Origin of the sequence: Streptomyces sp. NBC_00433 (assembly GCA_036015235.1) — a bacterium.
In the GTDB taxonomy this organism is placed as follows: domain Bacteria; phylum Actinomycetota; class Actinomycetes; order Streptomycetales; family Streptomycetaceae; genus Actinacidiphila.
Window position 1 is genome coordinate 6378775 of the sequence record CP107926.1, and the last position, 17692, is coordinate 6396466.

The 17692-nt window shown below is 71.7% G+C and carries 15 protein-coding genes; 8 read left to right on the plus strand and 7 right to left on the minus strand.

Annotated elements, in window-relative coordinates; all coding sequences use genetic code 11:
* Positions 1 to 141: 141 nt before the first annotated feature.
* The 5 genes from OG900_27190 to OG900_27210 all read right to left on the minus strand — a co-directional run bounded on the left by OG900_27190 (position 142) and on the right by OG900_27210 (position 4817).
* On the minus strand, positions 142 to 807 hold the full coding sequence (locus OG900_27190; protein WUH93432.1) for a hypothetical protein: 666 nt from the start codon (positions 805 to 807) through the stop codon (positions 142 to 144).
* A 28-nt stretch (positions 808 to 835) separates the two neighbouring features.
* The gene (locus OG900_27195; protein ID WUH93433.1) at positions 836 to 1738 is read right to left on the minus strand and encodes a LysR family transcriptional regulator; all 903 of its coding nucleotides are present in this window, start codon (positions 1736 to 1738) and stop codon (positions 836 to 838) included.
* A gap of 80 nt (positions 1739 to 1818) precedes the next feature.
* The gene (locus OG900_27200) at positions 1819 to 2616 is read right to left on the minus strand and encodes a sugar phosphate isomerase/epimerase (protein WUH93434.1); all 798 of its coding nucleotides are present in this window, start codon (positions 2614 to 2616) and stop codon (positions 1819 to 1821) included.
* Between the two features lie 90 nt (positions 2617 to 2706).
* On the minus strand, positions 2707 to 3630 hold the full coding sequence (locus tag OG900_27205; protein WUH93435.1) for a bifunctional helix-turn-helix transcriptional regulator/GNAT family N-acetyltransferase: 924 nt from the start codon (positions 3628 to 3630) through the stop codon (positions 2707 to 2709).
* Positions 3631 to 3731: 101 nt separating this feature from the next.
* Complete coding sequence (locus OG900_27210) at positions 3732 to 4817, minus strand: LacI family transcriptional regulator (GenBank protein WUH93436.1); 1086 nt, start codon at positions 4815 to 4817, stop codon at positions 3732 to 3734.
* 272 nt (positions 4818 to 5089) lie between these two features.
* Here OG900_27210 and OG900_27215 point away from each other — a divergent pair, with 272 nt between their 5' ends.
* The 7 genes from OG900_27215 to OG900_27245 all read left to right on the plus strand — a co-directional run bounded on the left by OG900_27215 (position 5090) and on the right by OG900_27245 (position 14386).
* Positions 5090 to 6241 (plus strand): Gfo/Idh/MocA family oxidoreductase, encoded by a 1152-nt coding sequence (locus tag OG900_27215; protein WUH93437.1) that lies wholly within the window; start codon positions 5090 to 5092, stop codon positions 6239 to 6241.
* A complete protein-coding gene (locus OG900_27220; protein ID WUH93438.1) occupies positions 6238 to 7392 on the plus strand; it encodes a dihydrodipicolinate synthase family protein in 1155 nt (384 codons plus the stop codon). The genes OG900_27215 and OG900_27220 overlap by 4 nt, the downstream gene beginning before the upstream one ends.
* Positions 7389 to 8234, plus strand: coding sequence for a sugar phosphate isomerase/epimerase (locus OG900_27225; GenBank protein ID WUH93439.1), 846 nt, complete (start codon positions 7389 to 7391; stop codon positions 8232 to 8234). The genes OG900_27220 and OG900_27225 overlap by 4 nt, the downstream gene beginning before the upstream one ends.
* A gap of 313 nt (positions 8235 to 8547) precedes the next feature.
* Positions 8548 to 10767: an ATP-dependent RecD-like DNA helicase gene (locus OG900_27230; GenBank protein ID WUH93440.1), complete on the plus strand. Its 2220-nt coding sequence runs from the start codon at positions 8548 to 8550 to the stop codon at positions 10765 to 10767.
* A 124-nt stretch (positions 10768 to 10891) separates the two neighbouring features.
* On the plus strand, positions 10892 to 12181 hold the full coding sequence (locus OG900_27235) for a citrate synthase (GenBank protein WUH93441.1): 1290 nt from the start codon (positions 10892 to 10894) through the stop codon (positions 12179 to 12181).
* A 445-nt stretch (positions 12182 to 12626) separates the two neighbouring features.
* On the plus strand, positions 12627 to 13376 hold the full coding sequence (locus OG900_27240) for an SDR family oxidoreductase (protein ID WUH93442.1): 750 nt from the start codon (positions 12627 to 12629) through the stop codon (positions 13374 to 13376).
* A 203-nt stretch (positions 13377 to 13579) separates the two neighbouring features.
* Positions 13580 to 14386, plus strand: coding sequence for a VTT domain-containing protein (locus tag OG900_27245; protein ID WUH93443.1), 807 nt, complete (start codon positions 13580 to 13582; stop codon positions 14384 to 14386).
* Between the two features lies 1 nt (position 14387).
* On the opposite strand, the gene OG900_27250 is transcribed toward OG900_27245, so the two are convergent.
* Complete coding sequence (locus tag OG900_27250) at positions 14388 to 15050, minus strand: TetR/AcrR family transcriptional regulator (GenBank protein ID WUH93444.1); 663 nt, start codon at positions 15048 to 15050, stop codon at positions 14388 to 14390.
* Between the two features lie 114 nt (positions 15051 to 15164).
* Between OG900_27250 and OG900_27255 the strand changes: the two genes are divergently transcribed.
* A complete protein-coding gene (locus tag OG900_27255) occupies positions 15165 to 17405 on the plus strand; it encodes an MMPL family transporter (protein ID WUH93445.1) in 2241 nt (746 codons plus the stop codon).
* A gap of 3 nt (positions 17406 to 17408) precedes the next feature.
* Here OG900_27255 and OG900_27260 read toward each other — a convergent pair whose 3' ends face one another.
* Positions 17409 to 17612, minus strand: a complete 204-nt coding sequence (locus OG900_27260) for a MarR family transcriptional regulator (GenBank protein WUH93446.1) — start codon at positions 17610 to 17612, stop codon at positions 17409 to 17411.
* Positions 17613 to 17692 lie beyond the last annotated feature (80 nt).

A 17692-nucleotide genomic window follows, 5' to 3' on the forward strand; every position in this document is an offset into this window, starting at 1 on the left:
GTGCACACGGCGAAAGCACGGTGAAAGTAATTTCCAGATGTACACGGATAGCGTGGAAGTTTTCGCCAGTCAATGGCCTGGTCGAACCTTCGCGCGCCCATGTCGCGGTACCGGTCGTTCCGGTCGGGAGCCGACGGACTGTCAGCCGAAGACAGGCTGCGCCGGGATGCGCTCCCTCGCCACCTGGAAGACCACCGACACCCGGAAGGCCACCAGGCACTCCGGCGGCGGCTCCGGCTGGCTGACCCGCAGTTCGAGCCGGTTGCCCGACACGCTGAGCGCCGCCGCGGTGGCCGCGCTGCAGCCCGTCGTCGCCGTCCAGCCGACCAGCACCTGCCGGCCGAAGTCGGTGGTACGCCCCGCGGCCACGATGCGCGTACGCGCCTGCGGGTCCTGCGCTCCGAACGCCGCGGCATACCGCTCGACCTCGGCCCGGTCGTGCAGCACCTGGTGACCGTCCGTCGGGCCCTTCGGCGCCGCGGAGAAGAAGACCACCCGGTCCGCTTCCGCCCCGCCTCCCGGCTCCGCGGTGCGTGATGCGCTCGCCGGACCCGGTGAGGAACCGGGCGCCCCGTCCGACCAGCCGCTGCCGGACCGCTCACCGCACCCCGCGCCCAGCACCGCGAGCGACACGGCCAGCAGCGCGACCGGGACCACCCTGCGCACCGTCATCGTCAATGCCATGCCGATGGGACGGTCGCCGGGCCCGACCGGTTCCGCGGCGCCGCCGGACGGCGGGCGGTACGTGTTGCGATCCGGCGGCCGGCGGTCCGCGCTGTCGCCGGTGCTGCGGTGTGGTGAGGGCATGCCCCGATCATCGACCGCCGGGGCCCCTTCAGCGCGCAGCCGGCCAGTGTGCCCGCAGCGTGTCCACCGCCACCTCGATCGACGGCCTGCGCGAAGCGCCCGCCCGCCACAGCGCGTACAGCCGCCGCACGGGAGCCGGCTCCAACCGCAGCACCCGCACCCCCGCCGGTATCTCCCCGCGCCCGAGCCTGGGCACCAGCGCGATACCGAGACCGGCCTCCACCAGCGCCACCTGCGTGCGGTATTCGCCGACCTGGTAGGCCATGTCCGGCTCGGTCCCGGCCTCCCGCAGCGTCCTGACCAGCCAGTCGTGGCAGACCGAGCCGGGCGGCTGGCAGATCCACCGCTCCCGCGCCACGTCGGAGCGCCGCAGGCCGTCCCGGTCCGCCAGCCGGTGGCCGGCCGGCACCAGCACATCGCACCGGTCGTCGCCGACGACCGCCCGCTCCACGCCCTCGGGCGCCGGAAGCGGGGCGATGTCCCAGTCGTGCGCCACCGCCAGATCCACCACCCCGCGCGCCACCAGGTCCACCGACAGGTGGGCGTCCACCTCGACGAGCCGCAGGTCCAGCGCCGGGTGCTTCGCCGCCAACTCCGCCAGGACCGGCGGCAGCAGCCCGCAGGCCGCGGTCGGGAAGGCGGCCAGTGTCAGCCGCCCTGACGGCCTGCCCCGCTGCTCCTCCAGCGCGACCTCCGCCTCCTCCACGATCGACAGCAGCCGCTCGGCAGTGGAGACCAGCAGATGCGCGGCGTCGGTCAGCGCCACCCCGCGGCCCTGGCGCTCCAGCAGCACCGTGTGCGTCTCCCGCTCCAGCTTCGAGATCTGCTGCGACACCGCCGAGGGCGTGTAGCCGAGCGCGGTGGCCGCGGCACCGATGGAGCCGTGCGTGTGCACTGCGTGCAGCGCCTTCAGGCGCCCCAGATCGAGCATGCGTCCCTCCTTCCGCCCTCCCGCGCCCTGCCCGTCCCTCCCGCTCGCTGCCCGCCTGCCGCCGCCCGGCCCGCGTCGGGTCAGGCGGACTCGGTGAGCAGCCGGGTCAGGTGCTCCCGGGCGGGCCCCAGCAGCGCCGGCAACTCCGCGGCCTGCGGATACCACCGCTTCTCGTACTCCCAGCACAGCCAGCCGTCCCACTCGGCGCGGCTGAGCACCTCGACGGTCTCCGCCAGCGGCAGCACCCCGGCACCCAGCGGCAGCGGGGTCGTGTCGGCGGCCGAGGCGATGTCCTTGACCTGGAGGTAGCCGAGATAGGGCGCCAGCACCGGGTAGGTCGCCGACGGCTGCTCGCCCGCCAGCCAGGTGTGCATGACGTCCCACAGGCCGCCGGCGCCGATGTGCCCCACCCTGCCGAGCACCCGCGCCACGTCCGCGCCGGTGCGGTGCGAGTCGTGGGTCTCCAGCAGCACGCGCACCCCCAGGTCCTCCGCCACCGGCGCCGCCGCGGCGAGCCGCCGTGCCGCCAGCGCGTCGGCCTCGTCCATCCCGAGGTCGCCGCCGCCGGGGAAGACCCGGACGAACGAGGCCCCCAGGTCGTGAGCCAGCGTCATGGCGGCGCCGATCTCTTCGAGCACCGGGCCGTCGTCCCCGGCGGCAGCCACCTCGGCGTAGGCGGCCACCGTCAGGATCTCGACCCCTGCCTTGCCGAACTGTGCCGCCACGTCGGCGCGTTCATCCGCGGACAGCCCGGTGTGCACCGGGCCCTCCGGGCTCGCGCGCAGCTCGACTCCGTGGAAGCCGTTGTCCGCCGCGAGCCGGGCCACCTGCTCGACGGGCAGATCGGGAACACCGAGGGTGGAGAAGGCGAGTTTCATTCGCCGGACACTAGGCACCCGATCGGACCAGGTCAACCGTGATCCACCCGCCGCCGCACCCCGCGCCGGCCCCGGCACCCGGCCCGCCGGCTACAGCGCCAGCCGCCAGTCCTGCCCCACCAGGTCCTTGCCGAAGCTGTGGTGTGGGCGGCTGCCTACGAGTTCGAATCCCGCCCGCTGGTAGATCGACCGGGCGTCGGCGAGCACGTCGTTGGTCCACAGTACGAGTTCGGTGTAGTCCGCCGATCGGGCGAAGGATATGCACTCCTCGACCAGCCGCCCGCCTATGCCGTGCCCGCGTGCGGCCGGGTCTACCAGCAGCAGCCGCAGCCGCGCGGTCCCCGGCGCCTCGTCGCGCACGCAGAAGACGCAGCCGGCCCGGCGCCCGTCGAATTCCGCTATCCACAGGGCCTCGCGCTCCGGATCACGGGTGGCGGCGAAATCCGCCACGATCCGCGCGACCAGTGCCTCGTACTCCTCGTTCCACCCGAATTCCGCCGCGTAGACCGCCGCGTTGCGCTCCACGGCCCAGCCCAGATCGCCCGGGCGCGGTCCGCGCAGGGTAAGGCGGTCGGCGGTGGGACCGCCCCGCCTGCCGTCGCGCAGTATGTCCCGCACGGTCCGCATGGCGGCGGTCAGCCGCGGCCGGTCGTCCGGCGCTATCCGCCCCACGAGCGAACCCACGGCCTCCTCCGACCGCTCCTCCAGCAGGCTCGCGGCCTCCCGCCCGCGCGGGGTCAGCTCTATCCGCTGCCGCCGCGCGTCCCGCTCCGAGGGTCCCCGGGTGACGAGCTGCTGCTCCTCGAATCCGGCGAGCATCCGGCTGAGGTGCCCGGCGTCGAGCGACAACTCGACCCGCAGGTCCGCCGCGTCCGTACGGCGGCCGTGCGCCAGCTCGTACAGCACCCGCGCCTCGGTGAGCGTGAACGGTGTGTGCAGGTGGCGGCTGTAGTCGAGCGCCCCGATGAGGTTGGTGTAAAAGCGGTTGAACTCGCGGATCTCCTTGACGGCCATGGTCCGTCCCCCGTTCTGCCCCGTGTCGACCCTTGACTGAGTCAAAGGTAGATCGGCGGCGGTCCCGGGCGGAAGAGGGGTGTTCCAGCCTGTGGATAACTTCAGGAACGTGCGGTCGCGGGCGGCGCCGTGGACCCCCGGACCATCAGCTCCGTCGTGATCGTGGCCACCCCGCCGGGTGGCGGGGCGATCCGCCCCATCACCAGCCGGCCGGCCCGAGCGCCCGCCTCCTGCAAGGGGATGCGGACCGTGGTGAGCGCCGGGGAGGCGTCCGCACTGAACGGCAGGTCGTCGAAGCCGGCCACCGACACGTCGCCAGGGATGCTCAGGCCGCGGTCGCGCAGCGCGGCGCACACGCCGAGGGCGACGGTGTCGTTGGCGGCCACGATCGCCGTCACCCCCACGTCCCTGCGCAGCAGTTCGAGCGTCGCGTCGAAGCCGGCGCCGCGGTCGTAGCCGCCGTGCACGATCAACTGGTCCGCGTCCGCCCCCGCGTCGGTGCCCGGACCCATGCCGTGTCCGGCGAGCGCCGCCCGGTGGCCGGCCAACCGGTGCCCGGTGGTGCTGCGTTCCTGGGGACCGGTCACGTAGCCGATCCTGCGGTGGCCGAGCGAGAGCAGATGCTCCGTCAGCCGTCGGGCGCCGCCGTGGTTGTCGAAGGCCAGCGTGGTCAGCGGGCCGCTGTCGCCCGGCAGGGTCAGCGCCGGCCGGCCGCACAGCACGATCCGGGTGCCGGAGGCGGCCAGCCGGGCGAGCCGGGCGAGGACGGCCGCGCTGTGCGCGGGGCTGTCGACGGCGCCGCCGGTCAGCACCACTCCGGCGGCCCGCTGGCGCTCCAGCAGGGTGAGGTAGGTGAGTTCGGCCTCGGGCGACCCGCCGGTGTTGCAGACCACGGTGAGCTTTCCGCCGGGTTCGGCCGCGCCCACGCCGACCTCGGCCTGCAGCGCGCTCGCGATGAGGCCGAAGAAGGGGTCGGCGACGTCGTTCACCAGCACCCCGACCAGGTCCGAGGTTGCCGCGGCGAGCGCCCGTGCCTGGCCGTTGACGACGTAGTCCAGCTCCGCCACCGCGCGCTGGACGCGCTCGCGGGTGCTGCCCGCCACCGGGTAGTTGCCGTTGAGCACCCGGGAGACCGTGGCGGACGACACCCCGGCGCGTGCCGCGACATCGGCCAGTGTCACTGCCATCTCGCTGCGGTCCTCCTCCGTTATCCGCGGGTCCTGTGGATTCCGCGGTCATGCTCTCATCCCGGCCGTTCGGCGTCATCGCGAGCGTGCGCCCCACTGACAGCAAGCGCTTTCCTCCGCATCGGTCGACCCTTGCCCGAAGCAAGACCGGCGGGTTAGCGTGAAACCGAAAGAAAGCGCTTGCTGTACGCCTTTCTGCGGCGCTCGCCATCGGTCTGCCGCCACGGGCTCCGCATGCCGGGCCCGCCGAACCACCGAGAAGAGGACCCCACGTGACACGAAGGACTGTGCGGATCGCCATGAACGGCGTCACCGGACGCATGGGATACCGGCAGCACTTGGTCCGCTCGATCCTCAGCCTGCAACAGCAGGGCGGGCTCGACCTGGGCGACGGCACCACGCTGTGGCCCGAACCGGTCCTGGTGGGCAGGCGGGAGCACGCGCTGAAGGCCATCGCCGAGCAGCACGGCATCGAGCACTGGTCGACCGACCTCGACGCGGTGCTCGCCGACCGGTCGGTCGACATCTACTTCGACGCCCAGGTCACCTCGGCCCGCGAGTCCGCGGTGCGCCAGGCGATCGCGGCGGGCAAGCACATCTACTGCGAGAAGCCCACCGCCACCTCGCTGGACGGCGCCCTGGAGCTCGCGCGGCTCGCCGTCGCCGCGGGCGTCAAGCACGGCGTGGTGCAGGACAAGCTCTTCCTGCCGGGCCTGCAGAAGCTCAAGCGGCTGGTCGACGGCGGCTTCTTCGGCCGCATCCTGTCCATCCGCGGCGAGTTCGGCTACTGGGTCTTCGAGGGCGACTGGCAGAGCGCGCAGCGGCCGTCGTGGAATTACCGGTCCGAGGACGGCGGCGGCATCGTCGCTGACATGTTCCCGCACTGGGATTACGTCCTGCATGAGACCTTCGGCCGGGTGCGTACGGTGCAGGCCCTGGCCACCACCCATGTGCCGCAGCGCTGGGACGAGCGCGGCAAGCCTTACGACGCCACCGCGGACGACGCCGCCTACGGCATCTTCGAGCTGGACGGGGGCGCGGTCGCACAGATCAACTCCTCCTGGACGGTCCGCGTCAACCGGGACGAGCTGGTCGAATTCCAGGTGGACGGCACCCATGGCTCAGCGGTGGCCGGGCTGCGCAATTGCCGCGTCCAGCACCGGTCGGCCACGCCGAAGCCGGTGTGGAATCCGGATCTGCCCGCCACGGAGTCCTTCCGCGACCAGTGGCAGGAAGTCCCCGACAACACCGAGTTCGACAACGGCTTCAAGGCCCAGTGGGAGCTCTTCCTGCGCCATGTCGTCCTGGACGAGCCCTGGCGCTGGGACCTGACCGCCGGCGCGCGCGGTGTCCAGCTCGCCGAACTCGGCCTGAGGTCCTCCGCCGAGGGCCGCCGCTTCGACGTCCCGGAGCTGTCGCTGTGACCATCCGGCTGCCCGACGCGTCGGGCGTTCTCCGCGGCTATGCGCCGCGCTCGCGACCCGTGGACCTGGCGACGGATCTGCCGCTGCGCAGCCGCGTGGTGTATTCCGCCGCCCATGTGGTCGCCGACCCGCTGCGGACCGCCGCCGACGAACCGGCCGCTGTGGACTGGGACGCCACGCTGGCCTTCCGCCGCCACCTGTGGGCCCACGGACTCGGCGTCGCCGAGGCCATGGACACCGCCCAGCGCGGCATGGGCCTGGACTGGCCGGTGGCTGCCGAGCTGATCCGCAGGTCGTCCGCGGAAGCGCGGTCCGCCGGCGGACGGATCGCCTGCGGGGTCGGCACCGACCAGCTGACCGGGCCCGCGGCCACCCTCGCCGAAGTGACCGCCGCTTACGAGGAGCAGCTCGCGGTGGTCGAGTCGGCCGGCTCCCAGGCCGTGCTGATGGCCTCACGGGCGCTTGCGGCGATCGCCAAGGGCCCCGAGGACTACCTCGACGTCTACGGGCACCTGCTGCGGCAGTCATCCGATCGGGTGATCCTGCACTGGCTCGGCCCGATGTTCGACTCCGCCCTCGCGGGGTATTGGGGCAGCGACGATCTCGACGCGGCTACCGAGGCCTTCCTCGACGTGATCGCGGCCCACCCCGACAAGGTGGACGGCGTGAAGATCTCGCTGCTCGACGCCCGGCGCGAGGTGGAGCTGCGGCGCCGCCTGCCCGAGGGGGTGCGCTGCTACACCGGCGACGACTTCAACTACCCCGAACTGATCGCCGGTGACGCGGAGGGCTTCAGCCACGCCCTGCTCGGCATCTTCGACCCGCTCGCACCGCTGGCCGCGGCGGCGGTCAGCACTCTGGACACCGGGGACACCGACGGCTTCCGGCAGCTCCTCGACCCGACGGTGGAGCTGTCCCGGCACCTTTTCTGCGCCCCGACGCGCTTCTACAAGACCGGTGTCGTGCTGCTCGCCTGGCTGGCCGGCCACCAGCGGCACTTCACCATGGTCGGCGGGCTCCAGTCGGCGCGCTCGCTGCCGCACCTGGCGCGGGCGTACGAACTGGCCGACCAGGTGGGGCTCTTCCCCGACCCCGGGCTCGCCGAGGCCCGGATGCGCGGGCTGCTGGCTCTGCACGGGGTGGACGCATGACCGACACCGCGCCGCGGGACCTCACGCGGCTGAGCATCAACCAGGAGACCGTCAAGCAGTGGTCGCTGCCCGAACTGGCCGTGGGATGCGCCGCCGCCGGGATCGGCTCGGTCGGCCTGTGGCGGGCGCCCGTCCAGGAATACGGCGTGGACCGCACCGCCCGCCTGATGCGGGAGCACGGGCTCACCGTGACGTCGTTGTGCCGCGGCGGCTTCTTCACCGCGCGGGACCCGCGGGAGCGGGCCAGGGCGCTCGACGACAACCGCGCGGCGATCGACGAGGCGGCGGCCCTGCACACCGGCACCCTCGTCCTGGTGTCCGGCGGACTGCCGGACGGCGACCGGGACATCGCCGCGGCCAGGGAGCGGGTCGCCGACGCGCTCGCGGTTCTGGCGCCCTATGCCGCCGAGCGGGGGGTGAGGCTGGCTCTGGAGCCGCTGCACCCGATGTACGCGTCCGACCGGTGCGTGATCTCCACCCTCGGCCAGGCGCTGGACATTGCCGAGCGTTTTCCCGCAGAGCAGGTCGGTGTCGTCGTGGACACCTACCACCTGTGGTGGGACGACCTGGCGCCCGCGCACACCGTCCGCGCGGGCGAGGGCGCCAGGATCGCCTGCTTCCAGCTGGCCGACTGGGTCACCCCGCTGCCCGAGGGCGTGCTGCTGGGCCGGGGCCAGCTCGGCGACGGCTGCGTCGACCTGCGCGGATGGCGCCGGCGGGTGGACGCGGCCGGCTACGACGGAGCCGTCGAGGTGGAGATTTTCAACCCCGCCCTGTGGGCGCGGGACGGCGCGGAGGTCCTCGCGGAGGTAGCCGAGCGGTACGTCCTGCACGTCAGCTGAAAAAATCTTGAGAAATTTGGGGGTCGTAGGACAACCATGACGGCAGGTGGCCTGTCGTATATGGCATCACGGCTCCCGGGAGGGGTTTCAGGGAGCCGTAGGGGATACGCCCGAGGGGGGCTTCGGGGGTAGCAGGGGGAACGAGAGAGGGGCCCGGCGACTGCCGGGCCCCTCTCCCGCGTTCCCGCCCGCTCCCACCGGCCGCCGAGCGCTTCGCCTGCCGCGGCGACGGGAGTTGTCCACAGGCCCGGGACACGGTGTCCGTGGCGGCCGGTACCTTCGGACCAGATCGACTCGGGGAGGGAGGCCGGGCATGACGGACACGGGACTCGCGGTGCTCGAAGGCGTCCTGGAGCGGATCACCTACGCCAACGAGGACAGCGGATACACGGTCGCGCGGGTGGACACCGGGCGCGGTTCCGACGACCTGCTGACGGTCGTCGGGGCGCTGCTGGGCGCGCAGCCCGGCGAGTCCCTGCGGATGCACGGCCGCTGGGGTTCGCATCCGCAGTACGGCAAGCAGTTCACCGTGGAGAATTACACGACCGTCCTGCCGGCCACCATCCAGGGCATACGCCGCTATCTGGGCTCGGGGCTGATCAAGGGCATCGGGCCGCGCATCGCCGAGCGCATCGTGGACCACTTCGGCACCGGCACCCTGGACGTCATCGAGGGTGAGCCGAAGCGCCTGGTCGAGGTGCCGGGCCTCGGGCCGAAGCGCACCAAGCTGATCGCCGCCGCCTGGGAGGAGCAGAAGGCGATCAAGGAGGTGATGGTCTTCCTGCAGGGCGTGGGGGTGTCCACATCCATCGCGGTGCGGATCTACAAGGGCTACGGCGACGCGTCGATCTCGGTCGTGAAGAACCAGCCGTACCGCCTGGCCGCCGAGGTGTGGGGCATCGGCTTCCTGACCGCGGACCGGATCGCCCAGGCCGTCGGGATACCGCACGACAGCCCCGAGCGGGCGAAGGCCGGGCTGCAGTATGCGCTGTCGCAGGCGACCGACAGCGGAAACTGCTTCCTGCCGCAGGAGCGGCTGATCGCCGACGCGGTCAAGCTGCTCCAGGTGGACACCGGCCTGGTGATCGACTGCCTGGGCGAGCTGGCCGAGGAGGAGGGCGTGGTCCGGGAGAGCGTGCCCGCCCCCGACGGGGACGGCGAGCCGGTCACCGCGGTCTATCTGGTGCCCTTCCACCGCGCCGAGATATCGCTCGCGGCGCAGGTGAAGCGGCTGCTGCACGGCCCCGAGGACCGGCTGCCGGCCTTCAGGGACGTCGAGTGGGACAAGGCGCTGAGCTGGCTGGCCGGCCGGACCGGCGCCGATCTCGCCCCCGAGCAGCAGCAGGCGGTCCGGCTGGCGCTGACCGAGAAGGTCGCCGTCCTCACCGGCGGCCCCGGCTGCGGCAAGTCCTTCACGGTGCGCTCCGTGGTCACGCTGGCCCGAGCGAAGAAGGCCAAGGTGGTGCTTGCGGCACCCACCGGGCGGGCTGCGAAAAGGCTGTCGGAGCTGACCGGCGCCGAGGCGTCCACGGTGCACCGGCTGCTGGAACTGAAGCCCGGCGGGGACGCCGCGTACGACAGGGACCGACCGCTCGACGCGGACCTGGTGGTGGTCGACGAGGCCTCCATGCTGGACCTGCTGCTGGCGAACAAGCTGGTCAAGGCGGTGCCGCCGGGCGCTCACCTGCTGTTCGTGGGGGACGTGGACCAGTTGCCGAGCGTCGGGGCCGGCGAGGTGCTGCGCGACCTGCTGGCGGCGGACAGCCCGGTGCCCGCGGTGCGGCTGACCCGGATCTTCCGCCAGGCGCAGCAGTCCGGGGTGGTCACCAACGCCCACCGGATCAATTCCGGGCTGCCGCCGGTCACCCAGGGCCTGCCCGACTTCTTCCTCTTCGCCGAGGAGGACTCCGAGGAGGCGGGCCGGCTCACCGTGGACGTGGTCGCCCGACGTATCCCCGCCAAATTCGGCCTCGACCCCAGGCGGGACGTCCAGGTGCTGACCCCCATGCACCGCGGCCCCGCAGGCGCCGGTGCGCTCAACGGCCTGCTCCAGCAGGCCGTCACCCCGGCGCGCCCCGATCTGCCGGAGCGCAGATTCGGCGGCCGGACGTTCCGGGTGGGCGACAAGGTCACGCAGATCCGGAACAACTATGACAAGGGCGCCAACGGCGTCTTCAACGGCACCGTGGGTGTGGTCACCGCCCTGGACGCCGTCGAGCAGCGGCTCACCGTGCACACCGACGAGGACGAGGAGATCGGGTACGACTTCGACGAGCTGGACGAGCTGGCCCACGCCTACGCGGTGACCATCCACCGCTCGCAGGGCAGCGAGTATCCGGCGGTGGTGATCCCCGTCACCACAGGGGCGTGGATGATGCTCCAGCGCAACCTGCTCTATACGGCTGTGACCAGGGCGAAGCGCCTGGTGGTCCTGGTCGGCTCGCGGCGGGCGATCGGGCAGGCGGTGCGCACCGTGTCGGCCGGCCGGCGCTTCACAGCCCTCGACCACCGGCTCTCCGGAGGCGCAAAATAGGCACTGCGTGCCACTTTTCGGCCCGATGGCCGACCCCGAGTGCACGCGTGCGTGCCAAATGGGGGACAGTGGACGTAGTCAGGGCACCTCGAAGAAGAGGCAAAACCGTCGGTGAGGGAATGACGTGAGCGACAACTCTGTAGTACTGCGGTATGGGGACAGCGAGCACAGTTACCCGGTGGTTGACAGCACGGTCGGCGACAAGGGCTTCGACATCGGCAGGCTGCGCGCCGATACGGGCCTGGTGACGCTCGACAGCGGTTACGGCAACACCGCGGCCTACAAGTCCGCGATCACGTTCCTCGATGGCGAAGAGGGCATCCTTCGCTACCGCGGTTATCCGATCGAGCAGGTCGCCGAGCGCGGCACCTTCCTTGAGACCGCCTACCTGCTGATCAACGGCGAACTGCCGACGGTCGACGAGCTGGCGGAATTCAAGGGCGAGATCACCCAGCACACCCTTCTGCACGAAGACGTCAAACGGTTCTACGACGGCTTCCCGCGCGACGCCCACCCGATGGCGATGCTGTCGTCCGTGGTCAGCGCGCTGTCGACGTTCTACCAGGACAGCCACAACCCGTTCGACCCCGAGCAGCGCCACCTGTCCACGATCCGGCTGCTCGCCAAGCTGCCGACGATCGCGGCGTACGCGTACAAGAAGTCCGTCGGCCAGCCGGTGGTCTACCCGCGCAACGACCTCGGCTATGTCGAGAACTTCCTGCGGATGACCTTCTCCGTGCCGGCCGAGGAGTACCAGCTCGACCCGGTCGTGGTCAGCGCGCTGGACAAGCTGTTCATCCTGCACGCGGACCACGAGCAGAACTGCTCGACCTCCACGGTCCGCCTGGTGGGCTCCTCGCAGGCGAACCAGTTCGCCTCGATCTCGGCCGGCATCAGCGCGCTGTGGGGCCCGCTGCACGGCGGGGCCAACCAGTCGGTGCTCGAGATGCTCGAAGGCATCCAGGCGAGCGGCGGCGACGTGGACTCCTTCATCCGCAAGGTGAAGAACAAGGAGGACGGCGTCAAGCTGATGGGCTTCGGGCACCGCGTCTACAAGAACTTCGACCCCCGGGCGAAGATCATCAAGGCCGCGGCGCACGATGTCCTCTCCGCGCTGGGCAAGTCCGACGAGCTGCTGGACATCGCCCTGAAGCTGGAGGAGCACGCGCTCAGCGACGACTACTTCGTCTCCCGCAAGCTCTACCCGAACGTGGACTTCTACACAGGTCTGATCTACCGCGCGATGGGCTTCCCGACCAGCATGTTCACCGTGCTGTTCGCCATCGGCCGGCTGCCCGGCTGGATCGCCCAGTGGCACGAGATGATCAAGGAGCCCGGCTCCCGGATCGGCCGCCCGCGGCAGATCTACACGGGTGTCGAGATCCGCGACTACGTCTCGGTCGAGGCCCGCTGACAGAGCCGGTCGCCTGCGCGCCGCCCCGGCCCGCAGGCGACCGGCAGCACATAAGGAAGCGCCCCGCGCTGGATCCCCCCACGGGTCCGGCACGGGGCGCTCCCCGTTCCCCGGAACGGATCCCCCCACGGGTCCGCCCGGGCGCTTGTGGCGACTGCGCCGTTGCCGGGACGAAAACGGCCCGGGAGGGCCGCTCAAGCTCCCCGGGTATCGCCCCGGCGACGCCTTCCGGACCGTCCCCCAAGACGGTCCGTCCTACAGCCCCCCACCGGCTCCACCGGGAGCGCGGCGCTCAAGACATAAGACCCGCCAACCACTGTAATGGTTACGTTCCCCGCTATGTGATCTACGTCTCTTCGCGAAGGCTGTTTCCGCAGGCTACCCCGCTCGCGGCCGGTTCGGGGGGATCCCGTAGCGTGCTGTCTCTTCTTGAGGGGCGGAGCAGATGGCACAGAGCGCGGCAGCGGTGCGCAATATCGTCGTGACCGGTGGCGGCACGGGCATCGGGCGGGCCGTCTCGCTGCGCTTCGCCGCGGACGGTCACCGGGTCACGATCGTCGGCCGCCGCCGCGAGGTGCTGCACGCGACCGTCGAGGAGATCCGGGCGGAGCACGGGCTGGACATCACACCGGTGGTCTGCGACCTGGCGGACCCCGACGACGTCGAGGCCGCGCTGTCGCAGCTGCCCGACCGGGTGGACGTGCTGGTGAACAACGCGGGCAGCCGCGAGCTGGCGGTCGGTGCGGGCCCGCACGGGATGCTGGCGCGCTGGCGCGGGGACTTCGAGCGCAATGTGCTCACCGCGGTCCTGATCACCGAGTCGCTCCGTGACCGCTTCAGCACCGACAGCGGCCGGGTCGTGACGGTGACCTCGGTGGCCGCGCTGCGCGGCGGCGGCTCGTACGGCGCCTCGAAGGCCGCCCTGCACGCCTGGAACCACTCGCTCGCCGCACAACTCGGCCCGCAGGGGGTGACCTGCAACATCGTGGCGCCCGGCACGGTCGCCGGCACCGAATTCTTCGGCTCGCGGCTCAATGACGCGGAGCTGACCCGGCGGGCGGGCCGGACCCTCGTCGGGCGGGTCGGCCGCCCTGCGGACGTCGCCGCCGCGGTGCTCTTCCTCGCCTCGCCGGAGGCGGGCTTCATCACCGGCGAGATCCTGCAGTGCAACGGCGGCGAACTCCTCGGCCGCTGACGCCCCGGCCGCCGGGAGCACCGTCCGGCACGGTGCATCCCCCGGGCGGTGGCCCGCAGTTGGCCGTACTACCTGAGGAGTAGCCCCGCTGGGCCCTCAGGATGAGCTTTCCGGTGAATCGGCTGAAGCGCGGTTAACCCGCTTGCCGTCCCTGCCCGCCGCTGTCAGCGTTGGATAAAGGGGAGGGGAAGAGGGGCGGTGGGATGGACGTTGCACTGAGTGTGTCGTCACTTGACTTCACCTCCGGGCTCGCCGAGTACCTGAGAGGTGGCCACGTCGTCTGGGCGTACGCGCTGCTGGGCGCGACCACGGCCCCGCCGCTCGTACCCAACTCAGTGCTGCTCGTGACCGGCGGCGTCATGGCCGCAGAAGGGCATCTGAACCTCGCGCTGGTGCTGCTCGTCGTGGCCGGCAGCGCGGTCTTCGGCGACCTCGTGATCCGCCGGATAGGGCAGGCGCTCAGCTCCCGCGTGCTGAACCGCATGCACCGCAGGCCGCGCCGCGAGGCACTGCTGAGGTGGACCGCGCTGCGCATCCAGCGCCACGGTGTGCCCTTCATCATCGGAGTGCGGTTCCTGCCGAGCGGCCGGATCATCGGCGGTCTCGCGGCGGGCATCATGCGCTATCCAGCGCGCCGCTACGCGGTCGGCGCGGGCGTGGCCGAGGCGGTCTGGGCCTCGTACTCGGTCGGAGCCGGCTACATCAGCGGCCGTGCCGCGTCGAATTCGTTCTACGCGCTGTCCCTGGGGCTCGGCATCTCCCTGCTGGTCGCCGCGATCGGCACCCTGGCCCAATGGGCCTCACGGGCCAGGGAGCGCCGTCAGGGCGGCGGTGCGGCGCGACCCTCGGCCGTGGTGGCGGCCTCCTTCGCCGGTGAGAGCAGGCCGTCGGCCGTCCGCTCGACCGCACCGCCGGGGAAGGGCGGCCGACCGGCGATCGGACCGCCCGCGCGGTCCAGGGACGGCCACGACGAGCCGTTCAGCTGCCCCTCGGCAGGGCGCGAGAAGTAGCTCAGGCCGCCCCCGCGGGGGCGGCCGTCCCGTCGGCCGTGACCGGCCCGGTGCCGACGTAGGGCGCGAGATAGCGGAAGAGCATGCCCTTCATCTCGCCGGCGTAGGCGGTGCGCTCCTCACCGTCGCTCTGCACGATCAGGTCGAGCGCGGCCTTGAACATCGCGAAGGACATCTCGGCGATCAGCGTGCGCTCGACGGTCGACAGCGACGGCTGCCGCAGGGCCAGCAGCCCGGACACGCCGTCGAGGAGTGTGGCGTGGAGCGTGTCGTGCTCCTCGGCGACCTTGCCCGGTGCGTCGGGCCCCTTGATCAGGGCGAGGAAGGCGGGGTTGGCGCAGTTGAACTCGACGAAGGGGTCGGCGACCGCGTCGATGAGCTGGTCGAGTGGCAGCCGGGCGTTCTCCGCGGTGAAGACGCGCCCGTGCGCCTCCTCCATCTGCTTGATCAGCTGGCCGCCGAGCTCCACGGCGATGGCTTCCTTGTTCGGGAAGAACTGGTAGAGCGTGCCCGGTGACACGCCGGCCTCGCGCGCGATCGCGTTGGTGCTTGAGGCCGTGTAGCCCAGCTTGCAGAACACGCTGGCGGCGGCCTGGAGCAGCTGGTTGATACGCCGCTCGCCGCGCGCCTGGCGCCGCCTCGGCCTCTCGTCCGCCTCGGACACGTGTACTCCCAGGGGGGATTGACAAACGCGAGTGCCCGCTCGCATTCTTGAAATGCGAGCGGTCGTTCGTGTTTGTGATTTTATGTCGTTCTAGGGGGAGAGGACACCTCTGTCATGTCCGATGTCAACCGCACAGGTGCGGTCGGGGGATGGACGCGGGCCGTGACCGCCAGGCCGCGACTGACTCTGCTGCTGGCGCTGCTCTTCACCGCACTCACCGTCGCGGCCGGAAGCGGCGTCGGCGACCGGCTGTCCAGCGGCGGCTTCGCGGCCCCCGGATCCCAGTCCTCCTACGCCACCGCGGCACTCGCCGAGCGCTTCCCCGGCTCCCAGCCCAATCTCGTCCTGCTGGTCGACACCCGGGGCGCGGACCCCGACAGCCCCGCCGTCGCGGCCCAGGGGCGGCAGCTGGCCCGCAGGCTCGCCGCCGATCCCGACGTCACCGGTGTGAGTTCGTACTGGGACGCCGGCGCGCCGGTGCTGCGCGCCAAGGACGGCGGCTCGGCGATGATCACCGCCCGGCTGCGCGGGGACGACGACGCCGTGGCCGACGAGGTCAAGCGCATAGCCCCCGCCTACCGCGGCACCCACGGACCGGTCCGGGTGACCGTCGGCGGCACCGCCGAGGTGCTGCACGAGATGCAGACCACCATCCAGCAGGATCTGGTGCGGGCCGAGATGGTCGCCCTGCCGATCACCCTGGTGCTGCTGGTCATGGTGTTCGGCAGTGCGGTCGCCGCGCTGCTGCCGCTGGGCATCGGCGTCATCGCGATCCTCGGCACCAGCGCGGTGCTGCGCGGCATCACCGGATTCACCGACGTGTCGGTCTTCGCGGAGAATCTGACCACCGCGCTCGGCCTCGGTCTGGCGATCGACTACGCCCTCTTCATCGTGCGCCGGTTCCGCGAGGAGCTGGCGGCCGGCGCGGCACCCCGACCGGCGGTGGCGACGACACTGCGGACGGCCGGCCGCACGGTGCTCTTCTCCGCGCTGACCGTGGCGGCCGCCCTGTCGGCCATGCTGGTCTTCCCGCAGTATTTCCTGCGCTCCTTCGCTTATGCGGGCGTCGCGGTGGTGCTGCTGGCCGCCGGCGCGGCACTGATCGTGCTGCCGGCCGCCCTGGTGCTGCTCGGCAACCGGGTCAATGCGCTGGATCTGCGGGCGCTGCTGCGCCGCCGGGGCCGGCCGGCAGGCGGGACCGTCGCGGAGCCCGGCGCGCGCTATGCCGCGCTGGCCCGGCTGGTGATGCGCCGGGCGCCGGCCTTCGCGATCGCAGCGGTGGCCGCGCTGCTGCTGCTCGGCCTGCCGTTCCTGCGGGTGCAGTTCGGGACGGCGGACGACCGGCAGCTGCCGGTCGCAGCCGAGGCCCATGCGGTGCAGCAGCAGGTCAGGCAGGACTACGCCGGCACTCCGGTCGGCGCGATCACCGTGCTCGCCGAGGGCGCCGACGCCTCCCGGCTGGCCGACTACCGGCGCCAGGTGGCGGCCCTGCCCGGGGTGGTCCGGGTGGAGGGTCCCGTCGTCGGCAGGGATGCCGGCAGCGCCTATCTGACGGTCGTGCCCGACGGTTCTCCGGTGGACTCCGGTCCGCAGCGCGTGGTCGGCGAGATCCGTGCGGTGCCCGCGGACTTCCGCACCTCGGTCACCGGGCAGGCCGCGGTGCTGGTCGACACCAAGCACGCCATAGCGCGGCGACTGCCCTGGGCGGCCGGCATCGTCGGCCTAGTCACGCTGCTGCTGGTGTTCCTGCTGACCGGCAGCGTGGTGGTCCCGGTGCAGGCGGTGCTGCTCAATGCCCTCAGCCTGACGGCGATGTTCGGCGCGGTGGTCTGGGTCTTCCAGGACGGCCATCTGTCCGGACTGCTGGGCTTCACCGCGACCGGCAGCATCGAGACGACACTGCCGGTGCTGATGTTCTGCGTGGCCTTCGGCCTGTCCATGGACTACGGGGTCTTCCTGCTGTCCCGGATCAAGGAGGAGTACGACAGGACCGGTGACCACCAGGGGTCCATCGTCTTCGGGCTGCGCAGAACGGGGGGCCTGATCACGGCCGCCGCGATCATCCTGGCCGTGGTGATGGTCGGCGTCGGGATGTCCCGGGTGGCCAACACCAAGATGCTGGGACTGGGGATCGCCCTGGCGGTGCTGATGGACGCGATGGTGATCCGCACGCTCCTGGTGCCTGCGGTGATGCGGCTGACGGGCGGGGCCACCTGGTGGGCGCCGCCGGTGCTGCGCCGATTCCACGACCGGTTCGGCATATCCGAGGGCGGCGGCCCGCGGATGCCCGGGACGGCAGTCGGGGCCCCGCGCTCCGGTGAGCGGCGGGACCCCGAGCCCGCGAGCAGGAACTGACGGTCAGTCCGGGTCCCGGCGGCCGCGGTTCCCCGGCCGCCTGGCACTCCAGGTCCTGATCGTGTCCGCGTACCAGTAGGGCTTGCCCCCTTCCACACGGTCGGGATCGGGCAAGTGCCCGTGCTTGCGGTAGGAGCGCACAGTGTCGACCTGCACGCGGATATGTGCCGCGATCTCCGCGTACGACCACAGGGTCCGGTCCGTCATGTCGGATACCTCCGAGCGTTTGTGACTGTCCGTCAGCACACTCGTCCGGTCAACGACGTGTCAGGGAAAGCCGCATGGGC